Source organism: Mangrovibacillus cuniculi (genome assembly GCF_015482585.1).
GTDB lineage: Bacteria > Bacillota > Bacilli > Bacillales > R1DC41 > Mangrovibacillus > Mangrovibacillus cuniculi.
The window spans coordinates 995,029-1,018,154 of sequence record NZ_CP049742.1 but is presented as its reverse complement, the minus strand read 5'-3'; the positions used below and the strand labels follow the sequence as shown (position 1 = coordinate 1,018,154).

18 protein-coding genes and 1 pseudogene are annotated in these 23,126 nt (G+C 38.5%); all 19 read right to left on the bottom strand.

Annotation, left to right across the window (positions count from 1 at the left end):
* Positions 1–10: 10 nt before the first annotated feature.
* The 19 genes and pseudogenes from dapG to G8O30_RS05075 all read right to left on the bottom strand — a co-directional run bounded on the left by dapG (position 11) and on the right by G8O30_RS05075 (position 23,076).
* Positions 11–1,230, bottom strand: a pseudogene (gene dapG, locus G8O30_RS05165) (aspartate kinase).
* A gap of 36 nt (positions 1,231–1,266) precedes the next feature.
* Positions 1,267–2,310 (bottom strand): aspartate-semialdehyde dehydrogenase, encoded by a 1,044-nt coding sequence (gene asd, locus G8O30_RS05160; RefSeq protein ID WP_239673919.1) that lies wholly within the window; start codon positions 2,308–2,310, stop codon positions 1,267–1,269.
* Positions 2,311–2,461: 151 nt separating this feature from the next.
* A complete protein-coding gene (locus tag G8O30_RS05155; protein ID WP_239673918.1) occupies positions 2,462–3,061 on the bottom strand; it encodes a dipicolinate synthase subunit B in 600 nt (199 codons plus the stop codon).
* Positions 3,058–3,951, bottom strand: a complete 894-nt coding sequence (dpaA, locus tag G8O30_RS05150; protein ID WP_239673917.1) for a dipicolinic acid synthetase subunit A — start codon at positions 3,949–3,951, stop codon at positions 3,058–3,060. The genes G8O30_RS05155 and dpaA overlap by 4 nt, the downstream gene beginning before the upstream one ends.
* A 261-nt stretch (positions 3,952–4,212) precedes the next feature.
* Positions 4,213–5,445: a M16 family metallopeptidase gene (locus G8O30_RS05145; protein ID WP_239673916.1), complete on the bottom strand. Its 1,233-nt coding sequence runs from the start codon at positions 5,443–5,445 to the stop codon at positions 4,213–4,215.
* A gap of 58 nt (positions 5,446–5,503) precedes the next feature.
* Positions 5,504–6,454 (bottom strand): polysaccharide deacetylase family protein, encoded by a 951-nt coding sequence (locus G8O30_RS05140; protein ID WP_239674494.1) that lies wholly within the window; start codon positions 6,452–6,454, stop codon positions 5,504–5,506.
* Between the two features lie 236 nt (positions 6,455–6,690).
* Entirely contained in the window at positions 6,691–8,808 is a 2,118-nt protein-coding gene (pnp, locus tag G8O30_RS05135) for a polyribonucleotide nucleotidyltransferase (RefSeq protein WP_239673915.1), read from the bottom strand.
* 160 nt (positions 8,809–8,968) lie between these two features.
* Entirely contained in the window at positions 8,969–9,238 is a 270-nt protein-coding gene (rpsO, locus tag G8O30_RS05130) for a 30S ribosomal protein S15 (protein ID WP_239673914.1), read from the bottom strand.
* A 159-nt stretch (positions 9,239–9,397) separates the two neighbouring features.
* Positions 9,398–10,345: a bifunctional riboflavin kinase/FAD synthetase gene (gene ribF / locus G8O30_RS05125; protein WP_239673913.1), complete on the bottom strand. Its 948-nt coding sequence runs from the start codon at positions 10,343–10,345 to the stop codon at positions 9,398–9,400.
* 23 nt (positions 10,346–10,368) lie between these two features.
* The gene (gene truB / locus G8O30_RS05120) at positions 10,369–11,289 is read right to left on the bottom strand and encodes a tRNA pseudouridine(55) synthase TruB (protein ID WP_239673912.1); all 921 of its coding nucleotides are present in this window, start codon (positions 11,287–11,289) and stop codon (positions 10,369–10,371) included.
* Positions 11,290–11,452: 163 nt separating this feature from the next.
* Positions 11,453–11,791: a 30S ribosome-binding factor RbfA gene (gene rbfA, locus G8O30_RS05115; protein WP_239673911.1), complete on the bottom strand. Its 339-nt coding sequence runs from the start codon at positions 11,789–11,791 to the stop codon at positions 11,453–11,455.
* 30 nt (positions 11,792–11,821) lie between these two features.
* Positions 11,822–12,100: a DUF503 domain-containing protein gene (locus G8O30_RS05110; RefSeq protein ID WP_239673910.1), complete on the bottom strand. Its 279-nt coding sequence runs from the start codon at positions 12,098–12,100 to the stop codon at positions 11,822–11,824.
* The gene (infB, locus tag G8O30_RS05105; RefSeq protein WP_239673909.1) at positions 12,097–14,277 is read right to left on the bottom strand and encodes a translation initiation factor IF-2; all 2,181 of its coding nucleotides are present in this window, start codon (positions 14,275–14,277) and stop codon (positions 12,097–12,099) included. The genes G8O30_RS05110 and infB overlap by 4 nt, the downstream gene beginning before the upstream one ends.
* 13 nt (positions 14,278–14,290) lie before the next feature.
* Entirely contained in the window at positions 14,291–14,602 is a 312-nt protein-coding gene (locus tag G8O30_RS05100; RefSeq protein ID WP_239673908.1) for a YlxQ family RNA-binding protein, read from the bottom strand.
* On the bottom strand, positions 14,602–14,877 hold the full coding sequence (gene rnpM, locus G8O30_RS05095; RefSeq protein WP_239673907.1) for an RNase P modulator RnpM: 276 nt from the start codon (positions 14,875–14,877) through the stop codon (positions 14,602–14,604). The genes G8O30_RS05100 and rnpM overlap by 1 nt, the downstream gene beginning before the upstream one ends.
* A 12-nt stretch (positions 14,878–14,889) precedes the next feature.
* A complete protein-coding gene (gene nusA, locus G8O30_RS05090) occupies positions 14,890–16,026 on the bottom strand; it encodes a transcription termination factor NusA (RefSeq protein ID WP_239673906.1) in 1,137 nt (378 codons plus the stop codon).
* A gap of 108 nt (positions 16,027–16,134) precedes the next feature.
* A complete protein-coding gene (gene rimP, locus G8O30_RS05085) occupies positions 16,135–16,602 on the bottom strand; it encodes a ribosome maturation factor RimP (RefSeq protein WP_239673905.1) in 468 nt (155 codons plus the stop codon).
* Positions 16,603–16,952: 350 nt separating this feature from the next.
* The gene (locus G8O30_RS05080; RefSeq protein ID WP_239673904.1) at positions 16,953–21,281 is read right to left on the bottom strand and encodes a PolC-type DNA polymerase III; all 4,329 of its coding nucleotides are present in this window, start codon (positions 21,279–21,281) and stop codon (positions 16,953–16,955) included.
* Positions 21,282–21,375: 94 nt separating this feature from the next.
* Positions 21,376–23,076, bottom strand: coding sequence for a proline--tRNA ligase (locus tag G8O30_RS05075; protein WP_239673903.1), 1,701 nt, complete (start codon positions 23,074–23,076; stop codon positions 21,376–21,378).
* Positions 23,077–23,126: the final 50 nt, after the last annotated feature.

Genomic DNA, 23,126 nt, shown 5'->3' with positions numbered 1-23,126 from the left:
ATTACTCTCTTTATAATTGTTCTTCATGTAATTCGAATGCATCGTGCAGTGCATTTATAGCTTCTTTTAACTCTTCTTGTTTCACTAGAACCCAAATCGTGGTATGACTATCTGCTGATTGAAGGATACGAATTCCTCTATCCGCTAAGGCATTAACGATAAGAGCTGTAATTCCAGGCACACCAGTCATTCCAGCACCAACTACTGATACCTTTGCACAGCCTTCTTCTAAACTAGGTTCATACCCTAGTTGCTTTAGTGTAAGTATTGCTTTAGGTGTCATTTCTTTTGTCACAGTATAAATTACTCCCGTTGGAGAGATGTTGATAAAATCAACAGAAATCTCTTCTTGGGCCATGGCACGAAATACTTCTGAGTGCAAGTCGTACTGAGCTTCTTTTGCTTGAACTTTAATCTGTGTTACATCAGAGACATGAGCAATACCTGTAACTGGTCTTTCACGTAAATCCGTACCGGCATGCTTAGTGTTTGTTGTAACTAACGTACCTAGACCCTTGCTGTACGTAGAGCGTATGCGGATTGGTACCTTGGCTTGCATAGCAATTTCCACAGCTCTTGGATGTATTACCTTTGCACCTTGATAAGCCATATTACAGACTTCTGTGTAAGTGACTACCCCTAATGGACGTGCTTTTTCTGCAATCCTAGGATCAGCAGTCATGATTCCTTCTACGTCTGTAAAGATATCAATAAAGTCTGCTTGCAACGCAGCTCCTAAAGCAGCAGCTGACGTATCAGACCCACCACGACCGATTGTTGTGATATCCCCATTCTTAGCTACACCTTGGAAACCAGCTACTACAACTACATCTACTGCTTCCAACTCTTCTAAAAGGCGCTCACAGCGCATGTTCATAATTTTTGCATTAGTATGTTCACTATTTGTATAGAATCCAGCTTGCCCTCCTGTTAAAGCAGTGGCTTTTATACCGGATTGTTGAAGCTCTTCTGTAAATACCAAGCTAGAAATAATCTCACCAGTGGATAACAATAGGTCCTGTTCACGCTTTGATAAAGTCGTTTTGGAGCTTCCTATTAATGACAGCAATGTATCTGTTGCATATGGCTCACCCTTACGTCCCATAGCAGAGACAACGACCACCACTTTGTATCCTTCTTTTAATGCACCCGTAATATGACCTCTAGCTTGTTCACGTGCACTTTCATCACGGACAGAAGTGCCCCGAATTTTTGAATAATAACTTTCATGTTGCCACCTCGATCGTCAGTTGTTCGTACAAATTTTTACACTAATTTTAATTTGACGAGACTCTCGGCGATTTGCACAGAATTCCAAGCTGCACCTTTTAATAAGTTATCGGATACTACCCACAAATGGAAACCATTAGGTGCATCAAGATCTTGTCGGATACGACCAACGAATACATCTGGTTTTCCTTCCGCTAGTGCCGGCATTGGGTAAAGTTGTTCAGCTGGGTTATCTTGCAATGTTACACCAGGAGCCCCTGATAACAATACACGAATATCGTCAACTGATTTAGACGTATCTTCTACTTCAATATAGACAGACTCAGAATGGCCTGTAACCACTGGAAGTCTCACACATGTTGCCGAAACATGTAATTCTGGCATATGCATGATTTTCTTCGTTTCATTAATCATCTTCATTTCTTCGTATGTGAAACCATTCTCTGTAAACACATCTATTTGTGGAATGGCATTGTAAGCGATTTGATAATGCTTTTCTGCAGATTTAACTGGAAGAATACTAGGCTCTACCGTATTTCCTTCTGCAATTTCTTTTGTTTGACGGTGTAACTCTTCAATTGCCGCTTGCCCTGCACCAGATACAGCTTGGTAAGTAGATACAACAACTTTAGTAAGACCTAGAGCTTGACGGATAGGCTCTAATGCTACAACCATCTGAATTGTAGAGCAGTTCGGGTTAGCAATAATTCCATTATGGCTCTTTAAATCTTCTTCATTTACTTCAGGGACTACTAAAGGAACTGTTTCATCCATTCTAAATGCGCTTGTATTATCTACTACTATTGCTCCTCTTTTTACCGCTTCAGGAGCTAGCGCTTTGGAAACAGAACCACCTGCACTGAACAATGCAATTTGAACACCTTCAAATGACTCTGGTGTTGCTTCTTCCACAGTATACTCTGTACCATTAAATTGAATTTTAGAACCTGCAGATCTAGCAGAAGATAATACTTTCAGTTTACTAACAGGAAAATTTTTTTCTTCTAATGTACGTAGCATTTGCTGACCTACTGCTCCTGTTGCTCCTACTACTGCTACATGGTATCCGTTTTGACTCATCTTTCATTCCCCCATTATCTCTTTCACTATGATAAAGAGGATTTGCTTTATAGAAATCCTCTTGGTCGTTAACCTATTAAACGTTATTTTATCATATGGGGCATCATTATTCCTATTAATTTCATTCACAAATTGAAACGGTTCTTTAGACTTATTCTTCGTCTAAAAAGCGCTCCACAATTACCGGTTGCAGTTGTTCTCCTTTTAATGCATGCTCAACAGTGGGAAGTAATTGTGTCATTCTAGCAACCATTGAGTTTGGCTTTGCTTGAGGTGCATCTTGACCGTAAGGAATGAAATAGATGTCCTTCGTTGCCATTAAACGCATCAAATTAACACCATTTAATCCTAGTGCATCGTTTGTAGAGATACCTAAAACAACTGGGCGGTGATTACGTAAAGTGGCTTTCGCTGCCATTAGTACAGGTGAGTCTGTTAGCGCATTTGCAAACTTACTCATGGAATTCCCTGTTAATGGGGCAATAATCATACAAGCAAGTGGCTTTTTCGGTCCAAGTGGTTCTGCTTCGACGATACTATCCACTACTTTATTCCCTGTTGCTTCTTCTATTCTTGCAATCCAGTCGTCCCCAGCTCCGAATCTTGTAGTAGTTTGTTTTACGGTATGAGTAACGATAGGAATCACATCCGCACCTGCTGCTACTAATTTTTGAATCTCTGGAAATACTGCATCATACGTACAATGAGAACCTGTTAAACCGAATCCTATTCGTTTACCTTCTAATGTCATGATTTTTTCTCCTCTCGCTTTTCTTTTAATAGTTGAGCTAATACATTAGCCAAAATTAATCCAGCCGTTTTCGGAGCAACGATTCCTGGTAATCCTGGTGCCAATAACGCCTTTATGCCACGTTTTTCTGCATATCGGAAGTCCGTTCCACCAGGTTTAGAAGCTAAATCAATAATCAAGGCATGACTAGGTAAATGAGCGATTATTTCAGGTCTAACAACTAGAGCTGGAATCGTATTAATTAGTAAGTCTGTGTGTTTTACTCTCTCTTTAAGTTCTTCCAACGAAAAACCATTTAAGCCCATTTCCACAGCTCGCGCAATATCCTCTGAGCTGCGTGTACCTACAGATACTTTCCCACCTAGGTGATGAAATGTCCGAGCGACACTCATACCCACTCTCCCAAGACCTAAAACGATTGTATTAGACCCATGTATAGTAAAGTCTGTGTGCTGAATGGCCATCATAATAGTTCCCTCTACAGTAGGGATAGAATTATAAATTGCAACATCATCACGATCAAATAATTGAATTAATTCTCTGTTACTTTCTGTCATGACTTTGTCTAAATATGGATTACTAATACCTGAAAAATAAATACAGTGTTCAGGGGTTCTTTTTACTAGCTCTTCATGTAAATAAATCACTTCATTTGAAAAGATTGAGTCAATCTTACCTTCAGGATTTGTTCCTGGGACGGGTAGAATAACAGCATCTAAGCTTTCCCATTGAACATCTTCTAACTTCTCTTTCACAGCACCTGAAAATGCATGATCTAATTGCTCAAAGCCTACTAATGATAAACGTGCATCTAACTCTGTTAGTTTACGAATAATTTCTAACTGACGAGCATCGCCACCCAGTACGGCTATTTGAACATCGGTTAACATGTAACCACCTTCCTCTCGGGTTCAAACCTAGCACGTCATTAGTCTATGAGTGTCCCTTAGAATGGGTGAAAGAAAAGCGGATTAGGAAAACATCGAAAAGACTGCACAGGGATTTCCGCTCCAATCCCTAAATATATTCATAAGAAAGCAATAAAACTGCAGTAATATGTTTTTTACTCCACTATCATTATTAAATGAATACAAACAGGCGCATTCATCTTGGAATGCACCTGTTTGTATAATCTATTAACTTTAAGTTACTTATTCACCTGGCAGACGTCCATTTGGACCTATTACCGCCATTGCAAACTCGTCTTTGAAAATTTGCTGCGCTAGACGGTTCACAGACTCTAGAGATACTTTATCAATCTCTTCCACAATTTGATCTAATGAACGGTGACGTCCTAACAATAGCTCATTCTTACCGTTTCTGCTCATTCGACTGTTGGTACTTTCTAAACTTAGCATTAAGCTACCTTTCAGTTGCTCTTTACTGTTTTTAAGTTCCTTATCCGACAATCCATCGGCTTTTAGTACGCTAAGCGTGCCCTGAATTGTTTCAAACAAATCATCAAGCTGATTCGCACCAGTACCACCGTATATAGTAACCATTCCATTATCTTGGAAAGAAGAGTGATAAGAGAATACAGAGTATGCTAAACCCCTAGACTCACGAACGTCTTGGAACAAGCGAGAAGACATACTGCCCCCTAGGACATTATTTAAAATAATTAAACTGTAAACGTCCTTATGCCCAACTTCTAAACCTTCAAAGCCCATTGTTAAATGTACTTGTTCTGTATCTTTTTTCTTCGCTACATGCTTCGGATAGAAAGAAGGCTTTATTTCTTCCTTTAGTGGAGATCCACCTTGGAAACCACCAAAAAGTTTTTCTACTTCTTTAATAAATGCTTCATTTACGTTACCTGCAATCGAGATAACTACTCTGTCAGGTGTATATAAATGGTGCATATAATCTCTTAAAGTTTGTCCATTAAAGGTAGATAGTGTTTCCTCCGTACCTAATATTGGATAGCCAAGAGAATGGTCACCGTAGGCTGCTTTTCCTAAAAGATCGTGTACAATATCATCAGGTGTATCTTCATACATCTTAATTTCTTCATATACAACATTTTTTTCTTTCTTAAGCTCTTCTTCATCAAAAGTAGAGTTAAAAAACATGTCCGCTAATGTTTCTAATGCAAAGGAAGAATATGTATCCAGAACTTTAGCATAGTAACATGTGTATTCTTTTGATGTAAAAGCATTCACTTGTCCACCAATAGAATCAAATGCTTCCGCTAATTCTCTAGCATTTTTTGTTTTTGTTCCTTTAAAAAACATATGTTCTAAGAAATGTGATACTCCATTAAGTTCCTTTGTTTCATGTCGAGAACCTGTATTAATCCATACTCCTATAGCTACTGAACGTACAGTAGGGATAGATTCCAATACAACTCGAACACCATTATTACATGTAAATGTGTTAATCAACGGTGTACCCCCTGTCTAGTTGCGTTTCTAAAAAACGAGGACTGACACTTGTCAACCCTCATTTTTTTACCAATCGCTCTTCATCTAGTAAATCAGAAATTGTTCCAATACGCAAATCTTTCTGTTTAGCTAACTGAATAATTAATGGAAGTGCTTCTACTGTTGATTCTGTTGGATGCATCAAGATGGTTCCCCCCGAATGCATTTTCTTTGACACACGTTCCATAATCTTACTAACAGGTGGCTTCTGCCAGTCAATGGTATCAATTGACCATAGTACCGTGTACATTCCAAGTTCATGAGCGACATCTACAGTAACTTGAGAGTAATCTCCACTTGGTGGTCCTAAAATGGTAGGCGTTTTTCCAGTTGTTGCTTCAATCACATCATTTGTTTTGACAATCTCCTCTCTATTTTGATCTCTTGTTAGGGAGCTCATATTAGGATGAGAAAAAGAATGATTTGCAATTTCGTGACCAGCTTCCGAGATTGTTTTCGCTAACTCTGGATTTTTCTTCGTCCAGTTTCCCTCTAAGAAAAATGTTGCTTTCACATGTTCTTCTTTTAACGTCGATAAAAGTCCCGGAATATACTCATTCCCCCATGCTACGTTAATCATTAAACTAACCATTTCTTTATCGGGGTGCCCAATATATATTGGTGCAGCCTTCAAATCTTTCAGTAATACTTGAGGAGAAACTTGTTCGAAAACAAGTAATTCTTCTTTGTACTCCCCTACTTCTTTCATCTTTTTGTATGATGATTCGACATCAACTTTTAACCCATTAATACCAGGAACTTTTTTCCAAACAGGATCTATTCTTGCATCTTTAGGTTCTACAAGTAAAGAGCTAGCCCGCTCTTTAATTTGATTTTTTAGAGTATCTTCACTAACAACAGGGACTCCTTCTTCCGTTAAGAGGGATACATAAGTTTCTACTATTGGAAGTTTCATATATGCAACTACGCCGAGTAGGAAAATGGCGCAAATCATCCAAATTGTTTTCATCGTCTTCAAGATATATCACTCTCCTCCTATTTACTTTATGAAATAGAAGGACAAGTTAGAACGAAATAACATGATCATCACTCATCATTTGGTCTACGAAATAACTTCAAAACACCAGAAGACATATTTTATGGATGTACCAACTTGTTAAGGTCCCGAATTAGTAGTTACAGACCTTCAAACAAAAAAAGCTGTCAGAAAAATAGTACTTCCCTATTTTCTGAACAGCTTCTTTATTATGCGTTATTTTCTGCTTCTTTTTGGTCTTTAAGAACTGCTTTACGAGAAAGGTTTACGCGTCCTTGGTTGTCGATTTCCGTAACTTTTACAAGTACTTCATCCCCAAGTTTTAGTACGTCTTCTACTTGTTTAATACGCTCTTCTGCAATCTCTGAGATGTGAAGTAATCCGTCTTTACCAGAGAAGATTTCTACGAATGCACCAAACTTCTCAATACGTTTTACTTTACCCAGATACAGTTGACCTACAACTGCTTCACGTACGATATCTTCAATGATCGATTTAGCTTTATCATTCATCTCTTGATTTGTAGATGCGATAAATACCGTTCCATCTTGTTCGATATCAATTTTTACGCCAGTTTCTTCAATAATCTTATTGATTTGTTTCCCACTTGGTCCAATAACATCACGAATTTTATCTGGATTAATCTTCATTGTAATGATTTTAGGAGCATATTGAGAAAGCTCATTACGAGGCTCTGCAATTGCTTCCATCATAGATTCTAGGATATGAATACGCCCGTGTTTCGCCTGAGTTAAAGCTTCTTCTAGAATTTCACGAGATAATCCATCGATCTTGATGTCCATTTGAAGTGCTGTTACACCTTTAGCCGTACCAGCTACTTTAAAGTCCATATCTCCTAGGTGATCTTCCATACCTTGAATGTCCGTTAAAATAGTGTAGTGCTCTCCAGACTTAACAAGTCCCATTGCAATACCAGCAACAGGTGCTTTAATTGGAACACCAGCATCCATCATTGCTAATGTACTTGCACAAATACTTGCTTGAGATGTAGAACCGTTTGATTCTAGTACCTCAGACACTAATCTTACTGTATATGGGAAATCCTCTTCATTAGGAATAATTGGCTCAAGTGCTCTTTCACCAAGTGCCCCGTGTCCAATTTCACGACGACCAGGACCACGAGAAGGACCAGTTTCCCCTACAGAGAATAGAGGGAAATTATAATGGTGCATGAAACGTTTCGTTTCTTCCACCCCTAAACCGTCTAGGATTTGTACATCTCCTAATGGTCCAAGCGTACACACACTTAGTGCTTGTGTTTGTCCACGAGTGAATAATCCAGAACCATGCGTACGAGATAGAAGACCAACTTGAGAAGCAAGTGGACGAATTTCGTCTTGTTTACGACCATCAGGACGAATTTTGTCTTCTGTAATTAAACGACGTACTTCTTGTTTTACCATTTTATCAAGTACTTGTTTCACTTGTTTCATTTCATCTTGGTCTACTTCATCTTTTTCTTCATAAGATGAAATAACACGGTCTTTTACTGCACGAATAGCTTCTTCACGTGCATGTTTTTCTACTACTTGAATCGCACTAATCATGTCAGCTTCACACTGTTCACGAACGGATTTTTCGATCTCTTCGTCAATTTTATATAAAGAGATTTCGCGTTTTTCTACACCTACAGCAGCTGCAATCTCTTCTTGGAAAGCGATTAGTTTTTTGATTTCTTCGTGACCATGCATGATAGCTTCTAACATAACTTCTTCTGGTACTTCATCGGCACCAGCTTCTACCATGTTAATAGCATATTTTGTTCCTGCTACAGCAAGGTGCATATCTGATTTCTCTTGTTGTTCCACAGTAGGATTGATAACAAACTCTCCATCAATTCTTCCTACTACCACTCCAGCAATCGGTCCTTCAAAAGGAATGTCTGAAATAGTTAAAGCTAGTGAGGAACCAAACATAGCTGCCATTTCGGAAGAACAGTTTTGATCAACGCTCATTACGATGTTGATTACTTGTACTTCATTACGGAATCCATCTGCAAATAAAGGACGAATTGGGCGGTCGATTAATCTACTTGCTAAGATAGCTTTTTCACTAGGACGACCTTCACGTTTAATGAAACCTCCTGGGATTTTACCGACTGCATATAAACGCTCTTCATAGTTTACTGTCAATGGGAAGAAATCCAATGGTTTCGGATCTTTAGAAGCTGTTGCTGTACTTAAGACAGCTGTATCTCCATAACGAATTAACGCAGCACCACTTGCTTGTTTGGCTAGTTGTCCAACTTCTACTACTAATGGACGACCTGCCCATTCGAAGGAGAAGGTTTGTTTGTCTTGTGACATAATTTAATACCCCTCTCTATTACTACTTGTTCTTAAATTTATGTACTGTACTATAAAAAAGTTAGTCCATCTCTATGATAAGTCAAAAATGAGAAAAATACACCTATAACGAAGATTTTTGCGTAATAAAAAAGCGGGACGAGCGCCCGCTTTAATAGTCTTATCGACGAAGACCTAGTTTATTGATTAGATCACGGTAACGAGTAACATCTTTATTACGTAGGTACGTTAAAAGGTTACGACGGTGTCCAACCATTTTTAGAAGACCACGACGAGAATGGTGATCTTTCTTATGAACACGTAAATGTTCGTTTAAACTGTTGATTTCTTCTGTAAGGATTGCAATTTGTACCTCTGGAGATCCAGTGTCACTTTCGTGTACGCGGTACTCAGCGATTAATTGATTTTTACGCTCTTGTGTGATTGCCATCCAAATCACCTCCAAAATATAAATTCCCCATCCCTCGCAGCCGTCGGTGAGTCGAGCTGCCAAGCATAGGTTCTTTTAGTACATGAGTTATCATACACTAATAAGTTGGTATTTGCAAGTAACATAGGGAAATTCTTATTCGCCATGAGAAATACATGTTTACTTACGGTCGTGAAAAAAAACAATAGCTTCTTGTTTATCCTTTTCAATCTGTTGGACTAATTCTTCAATTCCAGAAAACTTTTGTTCATTTCTAATTCTTTTTAACCAATGGAGGGTTATTTCTTCTCCATAAATAGACCTTTCAAATTGAAACAAATGCACCTCGATAGAAAGCTTCTTTTCATTTGGATCCTTAAAGGTAGGACGATAACCGATATTGCAAACCCCTTCGTAGCTTACTCCTTGAATGGTTACCTCCATAGCATAAACACCAGGGCTAGGGAGTAGATAGTCATCGGCTAGTTCAATATTTGCTGTTGGGAATCCAATCTTTCTACCACGTTTGTCACCATGAATGACAGTACCCTTCATGGTATAAGGTCTACCTAATAATTTTTCTACTAAATGAGTATCACCGACTCTAAGGGCTTCTCGTATTCTAGTAGAGCTTACTTTTTCATTGATAAAGTCTTGTTTTTGCACCACTTCAAAAGTAAACGCTTCTCTTGAGTGAAAAGAAATAGTTTCCATCGTTCCTTTCCCTAATCGACCATAGCTAAAATCAAATCCTGCAACGACATGCTTTACGTGCAAGCCAATTATATACTGGTCTATATATGATTGAGGATCTAAGCTAGCAAACTCTGACGTAAAACGAACGACAAAGATGTAGTCTACTCCCAGGTTTTCAAATAGCTTTATTTTATCCTTTAATGGGGTAATAAATTGGACATGCTTATGTTTAAAGCCAAGGACAACTGATGGATGAGGATCAAATGTCATTATGGCTGATTTACGGTCATTTTCTTTTGCATTTCTTACAGCACGTCTAATAACCTCTTGGTGTCCTAAATGAACGCCATCAAAGTACCCAAGAGCCATGGATAACTCTGGAAATTCTTCTTTCCTTAGTTGATGAGGATGATAAATGTGAATCAGTTCCAAGTCCTTCACCCCGATTAATGAAATTAGAAGGATGGAATTACTTTTCTCGGTTTCCACATTCCTTCTTTTGATGTGTGTTGCTCATACAGTGCTATTGTTTTACCTTGATAATTAAATCGTACAAGATCCTCCCCTTTAGGCCACTCTCTAAAAGCCTCTAGGACAGCTCCGTTCCTTACTTTCTCTGCTACTGTATCACTGATTTCCCATTTCGGCAAATGAGAAATTCCACGCTCTAGTGGGAGTAAATAACGAGTTAAATCTTGATTATTATCTTTTTCAGCTTTTAAATACTCTAGTGTTACACAGTCTTCTTTCGTGAATGTAGCAGATTTTGTTCTTACTAACTTTGACATGTGTGAAAGTAATCCTAGTTTCTCTCCTAGCATAACTGCTAACGTACGAATATAGGTACCTTTACTACATGCAACTTCAAATGATAGGGAAGCTGTTTTAGTGTCTTCATGAAAGGTAAGCGGAGTTAATAGAGAAAACGAATAAATAGTAACTGTACGTGTAGGCCTTTCCACCACTTCTCCTTTTCTTGCATACTCATACAGTCTCTTCCCATTGACCTTTACAGCAGAATACATTGGGGGAGTTTGGTCGATTACACCAGTTAACTCTTTTACTGCCTGTTCAATAGATTCTAGGGAGATGCTATTTGGCTGTATGTCTTGCTGTTCAACAATTTCTCCAGTTTGATCCTCCGTAGTAGTCGTATACCCGAATGTTACTTCACCAACATACGTTTTGCCAGCATCCGTTACATATTCTGCAATTCTAGTGGCTTTTCCGATGCAGATAGGAAGGACACCTTCTACTTCTGGATCTAGCGTACCTGTATGTCCTACTTTTTTTGTTCCTAAAATTTTTCTAAGTTGAAAAACACAGTCATGTGATGTCATGCCTCTTGTTTTCCATAATGGTAAAATTCCATCCATATGTAAACCCCTATTCTGATTAGTAACAGTTTTATTAAGCACTTAAGTATTCGAAAAAAAGTGATTTAATTCTATATTACCCTAATATCCTTCTCTAAGACGAGTTGATGAACGATTAAATACAACATACAAAAAGCCGGGGATATTTCTCCCGGCTTGGCTATTACTTGTTTAAATCATCAATCAAACGTTCGATACGATTACCGTATTCAATCGACTCATCAAATTCAAAAAGAAGTTCTGGCGTTTTACGCAAACGAATTCTTGTGCCTAATTCTGTTCGAATAAAGCCTTTTGCTTTCGCCAGCCCTTTTAGTGTTTCTTCACGATTATAATCAGTGCCTAGCACAGTGATATACACTTTAGCTTGTTGAAGATCTCCTGTAACTTTTACGTCTGTAACAGTCACAAAACCTACACGTGGATCTTTAATTTTTCGGCTGATAATCTCGCTTAGCTCTTTTTTCATCTGTTCTCCAACACGATTAGAACGTAAGCTCATATTTTTCACCTCTACCTTAAAAGTACATCTTCACAACCATTCATAACTCGTATATCCTCTTTCCCATTCAGGAAAAGAATCCATTAGAGCTAAACAGTAGTGAAGATTTTTCTCACATGCCTGTCGAGAAGAAGCCACTGTGACTAAAGCAATCGTTGTAAGCTGCCATTTGTCTTGATGGTCCACTTCTGCAATCGAGACATTTTGAGTTTGTTTCACCCTTGACATTACTCGTTGAAGGATGGCCCTCTTATCTTTTAACGATTGAGACAGTTCCATTCGCCATTCGCATTCAACGTAGCCAATCATTTGCGTTTAATTTCTTCCATAACGAAAGCTTCTAGCGTGTCGCCTTCTTTAACGTCATTGAAGTTTTTAATTGTAATACCACACTCATACCCACGCGCTACTTCTTTCGCGTCGTCTTTAAAACGTTTTAATGCATCGATTTCACCTTCAAATACAACGATACCATCACGAACGATACGAACGCTTGAATCACGAGTGATTTTTCCGTCCGTTACATATCCACCAGCAATTGTTCCAACTTTAGAAACTTTGAACGTTTGACGCACTTCTACTTGACCAATTACAACTTCTTCAAATTCAGGATCTAGAAGACCAGTCATAGCAGCTTCGATTTCCTCAATTACTTTATAGATGATGCGGTGTAAACGCATGTCAACGCCTTCTGCTTCTGCTGAACGCTTCGCATTAACGTCTGGACGTACGTTAAATCCAATGATGATCGCATTAGATGCAGCTGCTAATGTTACATCGTACTCAGAAATAGCTCCTACTGCGGAGTGAATGATGCGGATATTTACCCCTTCTACTTCTAGTTTCATTAGAGCAGAAGATAATGCTTCCACAGAACCTTGAACATCACCTTTTACGATGACGTTTAAGTCTTTCATTTCACCTTGTTTCATCTGTTCAAATAGATTATCTAATGTCACACGTGATTTCTCACTACGTTGAGCTTGGATCGCGTCTTTTGCACGAGACTCCCCAACAGAACGCGCAGTTTTCTCATCCTCAAACACTACAAATCGGTCACCAGCTTGAGGTACATCATTTAAACCTGTAATTTCAATAGGCGTAGATGGTCCAGCTTCTTTTACGCGTCGACCAAGGTCATTAACCATTGCACGAACACGTCCATAAGTATTACCAATTACGATAGGGTCTCCTACACGAAGAGTACCATTTTGTACTAGTAATGTTGCTACAGATCCACGACCTTTATCTAATTGCGCCTCAATAACTGTTCCGATTGCAGGACGTTTTGGATTAGCAGTTAATTCTTCTACTTCTGTTACAAGTAAGATCATTTCAATTAAATCATCTATTCCCTCACCAGTTAAAGCAGATAGGTTTACGAAGATAGTATCTCCACCCCAAGCTTCTGAAACAAGTCCATGTTCCGTTAACTCTTGCATCACACGGTCAGGGTTAGCTGTCGGCTTATCCATTTTGTTTACCGCAACAATAATTGGAACTTCTGCTGCTTTAGCATGGTTGATAGCTTCTACCGTTTGAGGCATAACACCGTCATCCGCTGCTACTACTAGAATTGTGATATCCGTTACTTTTGCTCCACGTGCACGCATTGTTGTAAACGCAGCATGTCCTGGAGTATCTAAGAACGTAATTTTTTTATTTTCATGCTTAATTTGGTATGCACCGATATGCTGTGTGATTCCTCCAGCTTCTCCAGATGTAACCTTTGTGTTACGGATAGAATCTAATAATGTTGTTTTACCATGGTCAACGTGACCCATGATTGTAACAACTGCTGGTCTTTCTTGTTTATCTTCATCTGCGTCTTCTGTGAAGTAGACATCTAAGTCCGTTTGATCAACTTTGATTTCTTCTTCTACTTCTACTCCGTACTCCGCACAGATTAACTCAATTGCATCTTTATCTAGCTCTTGGTTAATTGTCGCCATAACGCCAAGTAGGAATAATTTTTTGATTACTTCAGATGGTTCACGGTGAAGTTTTTTACCAAGTTCTGCAACTGTTAAAGATTCTGTAAAAGTAATCTTTTCCGGAAGCTCTTTTTGTTTTTTAGGAGCAGGTGGAGTAAAGGTTTGCTTTTGTTGTTTACCTTTAGCTTTTCCAGGTCCTTTTTTGTTTGCAGGCTTGTTCGCTGTATTTTTAGCATTTTTCGGTTTTGAAGCTGTATTATTTTTTGCTTTTGTTGTTACATCTTTATCAGTACTATTTGTAGTAGGTCGATCAGATGCTTTCATTTGTTCTTTATTCGTCACTAATTTTCCGTCTCCCTTTTGAGCCGCTTTTGGCGTTGATGTTTCGTTAGTTTGTGTAGAAAACTCTTTGTTTAATACATCTAACATCGAACCATCAATTGTCGCCATATGGTTACTTACGGCTATATTTGCTGCCTTCAACGTTTCGATTACTTTCTTACTAGGAACATTATATTGTTTCGCGTATTCATAAATGCGCTGTTTACTCATTTCTACACCCCCATTAAGATTCATCGAGCAACGTTTGTAGTGAACGAGCAAAGCCTCCATCTAAAATAGTTACAACAACACGTGCATCTTTTCCAATGGCATGTCCTAATTCATAGCGTGTTACTCCTCGAGCAACTGGCACATTAAACGAGCGACACTTATCCATAATTTTCTTTTCTGTATTTGGTGATGCATCATCAGATAGTATGACTAACTTTGCTCTCTGGTGTCTTACTTCTTTCACCACTAGTTCTTCACCAGAAATCACTTTACGTGCACGATTAGCTAATCCAAGTAGGTTCATCCATTTTGTACTTCTGTTCATTATTTTCCATCCCCATTGATCATCGACAGAAGTTCCTCATAAATCTCTTCTGGAATTTTTACTTGTAGTTGGTTAGCTAAGATATTTCTCTTTTTTGCAAGTTCTACTGCTTCCTTCGATTTAGAAAGATATGCACCTCGACCTGACTTCTTCCCCGTTAAGTCTACGGACACATCTCCTTCTTTTGATCGAACGATTCGAACTAGTTCTTTCTTTGGAAACATGTCACCGGTCGCAACGCATTTGCGCATCGGAACTTTCTTCTGTACTGACATGTTATTCACCTCTTATTCTGTTGCATCTTCGTCAAAATCGTATTCATATGAATCGTCATCATCTAAATCAGTGTCTTGGAATAATGGAGCATCTGGGCGAGGGTAAATACCTAATGCTCTTGCATCTGTCTCGCTCTTAATGTCAATTTTCCAACCAGTTAATTTAGCTGCTAATCTAGCATTCTGACCACGTTTACCGATAGCAAGTGATAATTGGAAGTCAGGTACAACTACAGTTGTAGACTTTTCCTCTTCATTCACTTGTACATCAAGTACTTGTGAAGGTGATAAAGCATTAGCGACAAATACGACTGGATCTTCAGACCATTTAACGATGTCGATTTTTTCTCCCTTTAATTCGTTAACAATTGCTTGTACACGAGCTCCTTTAGGACCAACACAAGCGCCAACAGGATCAACTTCTGGATTCGCTGCATAAACAGAAATCTTCGAGCGGTCTCCCGCTTCACGAGAAACAGAACGTATCTCCACTGTGCCATCAAAAATCTCTGGTACTTCAATTTCAAATAAACGCTTTAAAAGTCCAGGATGTGTTCTTGATACATAGATTTGAGGTCCTTTAGTAGTGCGTTCCACTTTTGTTAAAAATACTTTGATACGATCATGAGGCTTGTAAGATTCATTAGGCATTTGTTCACTTTGTGGTAAAATTGCTTCAATTTTACCTAAAGAAACGTAAATGAATCGGGAATCTTGACGCTCAACGATACCAGTCATAATATCTTCTTCGCGATCACTGAATTCAGAGTAGATAATACCTCTTTCCGCTTCACGAACTCTTTGCGTCACAACTTGCTTTGCCGTTTGAGCAGCAATACGACCAAAGTTCTTTGGTGTTACTTCGATTTCTACTACATCATTTAGTTCATATGATGGGTTAATTTTCTTGGCTTCTTCCTCTGATATTTCCAGACGAGAATCAAATACTTGCTCTACCACATCTTTACGAGCGAATACACGCATTGAACCGTTACCAAAATTTAAATCTACACGAACATTTTGCGCTTGGTTAAAGTTACGTTTGTAAGCTGAAACAACAGCCGCTTCAATTGCATCAATAATAACCTCACGAGAAATGCCTTTCTCTTTTTCTAACAAAGTTAGAGCATCAATAAATTCCGTGCTCATGAACCTCAAGTCCCCCTTTTGTTTCTATTAGTAAAGGCTATTTTATGCCTTTTCATTTTTCCATTTCGATAACTTTCATAAAACTGCAAAAGCAACACTTTCGCTTTATTAGAAAATTACTGCTAAGCGTGCTTTTGCCACTTTTGCTGTTGGCAAGGTAAAAAGTTTTTTACGAGTCTTAATGGTCACTTCAATCGTTAGTTCTTCTTCTGAATATGATTTAAGCGTACCCTCAAAAACCTTTTCTCCTTCAATTGGTTCGTACAATTTAACATGTACATGTTTTCCAATCGCATTTTCAAAATCGCTTGGCTTTTTCAATGGTCGCTCTGCCCCAGGGGAAGATACTTCTAAGAAGTAGTTTTCGCTAATCGGATCTAGTTCATCTAATTTTTCGCTAAGACGTTCACTTACCATCGCGCACTCTTCAATATCAACACCAGTTGGTTTATCAATGTAAACACGTAAAAACCAGTTAGAACCTTCTTTTACGTACTCTACATCCACAAGCTCCAAGCCAAAATCCTTCACTATAGGAGAAGCTAACTGTTCAACCGTCTCCGTTACTTTGCTCATGTGTACCTCCTACTATCATTCCTGCTTACGAGGAAAAATCTAACACAATACGAAAGAGTGGGTTTTTAGCCCACTCTTTGCTCGAACACTATAGATAGTATTTCCAATTTGATGATAGCACAAAAAATAATTTGTTGCAAACGCCCCCTTGGGATGCAGGAAACAAACTGTTTTGGGCTCATTTAGCAGATACGTATGACAAGTCGCCGGGAAAGCTAGCTTTCCCTAAAGACTTGGTATACGTATCTGCTACCTTTCAGCAAAGCTGAAAGGCGTGTGAAACAAGTTTCACACGAATGAGCCCAAAACGTGCAGTCACAAAGCGAAAGTGGTGCTTCTAAATCACACAATCAAAACAACGACAACTGGTTTTGCTCCGGCAAATCACCAAGGCATCCTTGTTGATCGAGGTACTCAATAACGGTTTTAGAAATCCTTGACCTCTGCTGAAGATCCTCTTTAGATAAGAACTCTCCGTCTTGACGTGCTTTTACTATATTGAAAGCAGCATTCGTACCCAATCCAGGAATAGAATTAAACGGTGGAATCAACGTATCTCCATCTATGATGAACTCACTTGCGCTCGAACGATATAGATCAATCTTTTGGAAAGAAAATGATCTTTCACACATCTCTAGCGCTAACTCTAACACTGTAAGTAAATTCTTTTCTTTTGGAGAAGCATCTAAACCTTTTGCATTAATCTCTTCTATTCTTGAACGAATGGATGTAGAACCCTTTACCATTGCATCCACGTCAAAATCTTCTGCTCTTACCGTAAAGTACGCTGCGTAATATAGTAGTGGATGGTGGACTTTAAAGTATGCAATACGTACTGCCATTAAGACATATGCAGCAGCATGGGCTTTCGGGAACATGTACTTAATTTTCTTACATGAATCAATATACCAATCAGGTACACCATTTTGGATCATCTCATCTTCCATTTCAGGTGTTAAACCTTTACCTTTACGAACAGACTCCATGATTTTGAATGCATTAGATGGTTCTAAACCCTGATAAATTAGGTATACCATGATGTCATCACGACAACCAATAACTTCAGATAGCGTACATGTTTTATTGTGTATTAATTCCTGTGCATTTCCAAGCCATACGTCTGTACCATGTGACAGACCGGAAATCTGTACTAATTCTGAAAAAGTAGAAGGCTTCGTATCTTCTAACATTTGACGTACGAATCTAGTACCAAACTCTGGAATGCCTAGTGTACCAGTTTTACACATGATTTGTTCTTTTGTGACACCCAATGACTCCGTACCACTAAATATTTTCATTACTTCCGGATCATCCGTCGGAATTGTCTTTGGGTCAATCCCAGATAAATCTTGTAGCATCCTAATTACGGTAGGATCATCGTGGCCAAGTATATCAAGTTTCAGCAAGTTATCATGAATGGAATGGAAGTCAAAATGGGTCGTTTTCCACTCAGAAGTAGAATCATCCGCAGGGAATTGTATTGGTGAGAAATCATAAATATCCATATAATCTGGAACAACTATGATACCACCTGGATGCTGTCCTGTTGTTCTCTTTACACCTGTACAACCAAGAGCTAATCTCTCTACCTCTGCATTCCGAAGCGTCAAATTTCTGTCTCCGGCATAGCCTTTCACATACCCAAAGGCAGTTTTTTCTGCTACTGTACCGATCGTACCTGCTCTAAATACATACTCCTCTCCAAAGAGGATCTTCGTATAATTATGGGCACGTGGTTGATATTCACCTGAAAAGTTCAAATCAATATCTGGTACTTTATCTCCCTTAAAGCCTAGGAATGTTTCAAACGGAATATCTTGTCCATCTTTTCGATAAACACTATTACAATCAGGACATTTTTTATCAGGTAAATCATACCCTGAACTAACGGAACCATCGTTAAAGAACTCAGATTTCTTACAGCTAGGACATACATAATGTGGTGGTAGGGGATTTACTTCCGTAATCTCCGTCATAGTTGCAACAAATGAAGATCCTACTGAACCACGGGATCCAACTAGATAGCCGTCATCTAATGATTTTTTTACAAGTTTATGTGAAATTAAATAGATAACCGCAAATCCATGTCCAATAATACTTTTTAGTTCTTTTTCTAAACGAGCTTCTACGATTTCTGGTAGTTCATCACCATAAATACTTCTCGCCATGTCGTAACTCATGGAACGAACTTCTTCGTCTGCACCTTCAATTTTAGGTGTATAAAGCTCATCACGTATTGGCTTTATAGGTTCTATTAAATCACTGACGAAATGAGTGTTATCAACTACAATCTTTTCCGCTAACTCTTCTCCTAAGAAAGAGAACTCTTCTAACATTTCATTGGTTGAACGGAAGTGAACATCTGGGAGTTCGTGGCGATTTAATGGATTCGCACCACCTTGTGACCTCACTAAGATAGTACGATGAATTTTATCCGTAGGATCCAAATAGTGAACATTACCGGTTGCCACAACTGGCTTTTCTAATTTTTCTCCAAGTTGGACTAAATTCTTAATAATTTCTTCTAACTTTTGTTCATTTGCCACTAACTCAAGCTCTAATAGGTGAGCGTAAACAGGTTTTGGGAATACCTCGATATAATCGTAAAAGCGCGCTACTTTCTCCGCTTCTTCCATACCTTTTTGCATCATGGCCTCAAATATTTCGCCACGATCACAGGCAGAGCTTACTAACAACCCATCTCTATGTTTCACTAATACAGATCTTGGAATTCTTGGTACTCGATAAAAATACTCTAAATGAGCAATCGACACTAATTTAAAAAGATTCTTTAGTCCAACCTCATTCTTCGCCATAATGATGGCATGGTAAGGTTTTGCTCGTTTATAAGCATCTCCTTCTCCCATATAATCATTAAATTGCTGATGATTCGTTATACCTTTTTCTTTCGCATCTTTTAGTAGACGCAAAAGAAGATATCCCGTTGCCTCTGCATCGTAAATGGCACGGTGATGTTGTGTTAACTCAATATCGAATTTTTTCGCTAGCGTATTTAGCCTGTGATTTTTCATAGTTGGATACAATAATCTAGCCAATTCTAATGTATCAATTACAGGTACTTCTTCTACTCCTAAATCATAACGCTCATATCCTTTTTGAAGGAAGCCCATATCAAAAGATGCATTATGAGCAACAAGAATAGTGTCTTGTGACCATTCTTTAAAGCGACTTAACACCTCTGAAACTTCTGGTGCATTTTTTACATCATCATCTGTAATTCCCGTTAAATTAATTGTTGTAGCAGATAATTTATGATGTGGATTTGCAAAAGATTCAAATCGGTCAATGACAGAGCCATTTTGTATTTTAACTGCAGCTAGCTCAATAATCGTGTCGTAAACTGCTGAAAGTCCAGTTGTTTCAACATCAAATACCACAAACGTTGCATCTTCTAAATCTATATCTCTATCGCCGTATGCAATAGGGACACCATCGTCTACCAAGTTAATTTCCACACCGTAATGCATCTTCAAACCATTTTTCTTTGCAGCACTGAATGCATCTGGGAAACCTTGTGCTCCCGCATGATCTGTGATGGTAAAGCCAGTGTGGCCCCAATCTTTTGCTCTTTTAACTAGAGAACCAATAGAAGAAACAGCATCCATTGAGCTCATTGGGGAATGAGCGTGAAGTTCAATACGTTTCTTACCTTCTTTAGCTGTGTCAACTTTAGGAGATTTTTTAATTTCATTAAGATCACGTGCGTTCATTACTAACTCACGCGCGAATGTATCCATCGTTACAGGACCACGGACTCTTAACCACATTCCTGACTTGATCATCCCGAATATAGCTTCGTCTTCCTTATCACGAGAGAACATTTTTATTTGTAGAGAATCGGTATAGTCTGTCATTTTTACCATTAATAAAGAACGACCACTTCGAAGCTCTCGAACTTCTACAGAGAATACCATTCCTTCTAGGATAACACTCTTTTCTTCCTCTACTATCTGTTCCATTAAAGAGATATTCTGCTGATCTTTTATGATTTGTCCTATCATGACAGGACCATCATAAGACCCTGGTTCTTGCTTCGCTGCTTGTTGTTCTAATTTTTGCATTTCTACAAGCGCCTGTTTTCCTCGCTCTTCATCTTCTTTGCGTTTTTCTTCCATGAATTTCTCGTATTCTTCCACTCCAGCATCTTCTTTCACCTGGACATCTAATTGAATTGGAGGAAATCCATAAGATGAATATATAGTAGACAGTAGTTCACTGTATCGGTTAGCTAGTGCTTTCGCTTCTGGTTCATTCGTTGCGGCAACTATTACTTTGTTCCCTTTAACACTAGGCATTCTAGTTTGCAACAACTTTAATAATGGTGGAGCAACACCTTGTAGAGAAGCAACGGAAGCATTCCAATAGGATAGAAGTAATTCTTCTGTGAAGCTAGGATCTTCTACAACGCATTCAAAGGAAATACTTGCAATGGGTGAAAAAGTTTGGTGTAAGCGCACTGTAAAAATCTCATAGATATTAGCAGGTAAAATTTTGGAGAATTGGAAAACAAAATGCCATTTCTTCTGTTTACGGTCTACTTGAAGTTTTACTATTGAGGCATCTTCAAAATTTGACATGTACACATCTTCCGTTAAAGAAAGTTGTTTTAATAAAAGTCGAAAGCGCTCTTTCCCTTCTAAGCGAGCTGAACTCGTCATACTTATCCCCCTTTACATCATTTACTTTTGCATACTTAAACATGGAAAAGGGAGGACCCTGTCACTATCAACGAAGATTCTCCCTTGTTTATTGTTACTTCACTTTGTCTGTAAGAATTTGAAGTATCTCATCCACAGAAGCCTCTATAACTTCTCCTGTTTGTCTCACTTTGATTTCTACCATTCCTTCACTAGCTCGTTTACCAACTGTTACTCTAGCTGGAATTCCAAATAAATCACTATCTGTGAATTTAACGCCAGCGCGTTCTTTTCGATCATCAATCAAAACATCCATACCAGCCTGTTGTAAAGTAGTATAAATCTTATCTGCTACTTCTACTTGCGTGTCATCTTTCACATTAACAGGAATCACATGAACGTTAAATGGTGCCATATGAGAAGGCCACGTTAAGCCATTTTCATCATGATATTGTTCTGCAATGGCAGCTAGTGTACGAGATACACCAATTCCATAACAACCCATGATATATGGTTGGTTTCTTCCGTTTTCATCCAGATATAAACCACCCATTGCTTCTGAATATTTTGTACCTAGTTTGAATACATGTCCAACTTCGATACCTTTTGCAAATGCAATAACGCCATTTCCATCCGGAGATACATCTCCTTCTTGGATAAAACGAAGGTCTGCATATTCTACATTCTCGATATCACGGTCAGGGTTGACGTTCTTGTAATGATATCCTTCTTCATTAGCTCCTGTCACCGCATTAACCATTGCTGCGACTGCGTTATCAGCAATAATTTTGATCCCTTCAGGTAAGGAAAGAGGTCCAATAGAACCAATGGATGTACCTATTACTGATTTCGTTTCTTCAGGAGAAGCAAACTCTACTACTGAAGCATTTAATAAGTTTTTAATCTTTATATCATTTAACTCGTGATCGCCACGAACAAGAGCAAGAACATATTCCTCATCCACTTTTACTACTAGTGATTTAATAATACTGTTTGAAGCAAGTTCATACTGTTCTTCTAATTGAGCAATCGTTTTTGCATCAGGCGTTTCAAATTTCTCTAGTGATAATTCTTCCTCATTAGAACGAGTATATTCTGTCACTACTGGTGCCATTTCTACATTGGCTGCATAGTCAGAATCAGTTGAATAAGCAATTGTATCTTCTCCAACCTCTGAAAGTACCATAAACTCATGTGTATCTTTACCACCCATTGCACCAGAGTCAGCTATAACTGCTCTAAAGTCCAATCCACAACGACGGAAAATGTTTTGATAAGCAGTAAATACTTTTTCATAATATTCATCTAAGCTTTCTTGAGAAGCATGAAATGAGTATCCATCTTTCATGATAAATTCTCTACCACGTAGAAGGCCAAAGCGTGGTCTTTGTTCATCACGGAACTTAGATTGAATTTGATATAGTGCTAAAGGAAGTCGTTTGTATGATTTCACTTCATCACGAACTAATTGAGTAATTACTTCTTCATGTGTTGCGCCAAGAGCAAAGTCACGATTATGTCTATCTTTAAGTCGGAAAAGTTCTGGACCATAAACATCCCATCTGCCAGACTCTTTCCATGTTTCAGCTGGATGAAGCGCTGGCATAAGAAGCTCTGAGGCACCTGTGTTATTCATTTCTTCACGAACTATTGTTTCAATTTTCTGAAGAACTTTCATAGCAAGTGGTAAATAACTATAAATCCCACTAGCTGTTTGTCTCATATACCCCGCTCGAAGAAGTAACTGATGACTTTTTATCTCAGCATCAGCTGGTACCTCACGAAGAGTTGGCATGAATAGCGTTGACTGTTTCATTACAAGCACCTCTAATTTAATAAACTATTCTCTTATTCTACTTACGAAAG

Excerpts from the sequence above, each read along its gene's own strand:
- G8O30_RS05075 (WP_239673903.1), bottom strand. The coding sequence starts at position 23,076 with ATGAAACAGTCAACGCTATTCATGCCAACTCTTCGTGAGGTACCAGCT.
- G8O30_RS05100 (WP_239673908.1), bottom strand. The coding sequence starts at position 14,602 with ATGAACAGAAGTACAAAATGGATGAACCTACTTGGATTAGCTAATCGT.
- dpaA (WP_239673917.1), bottom strand. The coding sequence starts at position 3,951 with ATGTTAACCGATGTTCAAATAGCCGTACTGGGTGGCGATGCTCGTCAG.
- truB (WP_239673912.1), bottom strand. The coding sequence starts at position 11,289 with ATGGATGGAATTTTACCATTATGGAAAACAAGAGGCATGACATCACAT.
- nusA (WP_239673906.1), bottom strand. The coding sequence starts at position 16,026 with ATGAGCACGGAATTTATTGATGCTCTAACTTTGTTAGAAAAAGAGAAA.
- pnp (WP_239673915.1), bottom strand. The coding sequence starts at position 8,808 with ATGTCACAAGACAAACAAACCTTCTCCTTCGAATGGGCAGGTCGTCCA.
- rnpM (WP_239673907.1), bottom strand. The coding sequence starts at position 14,877 with ATGTCAGTACAGAAGAAAGTTCCGATGCGCAAATGCGTTGCGACCGGT.
- rimP (WP_239673905.1), bottom strand. The coding sequence starts at position 16,602 with ATGAGCAAAGTAACGGAGACGGTTGAACAGTTAGCTTCTCCTATAGTG.
- infB (WP_239673909.1), bottom strand. The coding sequence starts at position 14,277 with ATGAGTAAACAGCGCATTTATGAATACGCGAAACAATATAATGTTCCT.
- rbfA (WP_239673911.1), bottom strand. The coding sequence starts at position 11,791 with ATGAGCTTACGTTCTAATCGTGTTGGAGAACAGATGAAAAAAGAGCTA.
- G8O30_RS05080 (WP_239673904.1), bottom strand. The coding sequence starts at position 21,281 with ATGACGAGTTCAGCTCGCTTAGAAGGGAAAGAGCGCTTTCGACTTTTA.
- G8O30_RS05155 (WP_239673918.1), bottom strand. The coding sequence starts at position 3,061 with ATGACATTAGAAGGTAAACGAATAGGATTCGGTTTAACAGGTTCTCAT.
- G8O30_RS05110 (WP_239673910.1), bottom strand. The coding sequence starts at position 12,100 with ATGATTGGCTACGTTGAATGCGAATGGCGAATGGAACTGTCTCAATCG.
- G8O30_RS05140 (WP_239674494.1), bottom strand. The coding sequence starts at position 6,454 with ATGAAAACAATTTGGATGATTTGCGCCATTTTCCTACTCGGCGTAGTT.
- rpsO (WP_239673914.1), bottom strand. The coding sequence starts at position 9,238 with ATGGCAATCACACAAGAGCGTAAAAATCAATTAATCGCTGAGTACCGC.
- asd (WP_239673919.1), bottom strand. The coding sequence starts at position 2,310 with ATGAGTCAAAACGGATACCATGTAGCAGTAGTAGGAGCAACAGGAGCA.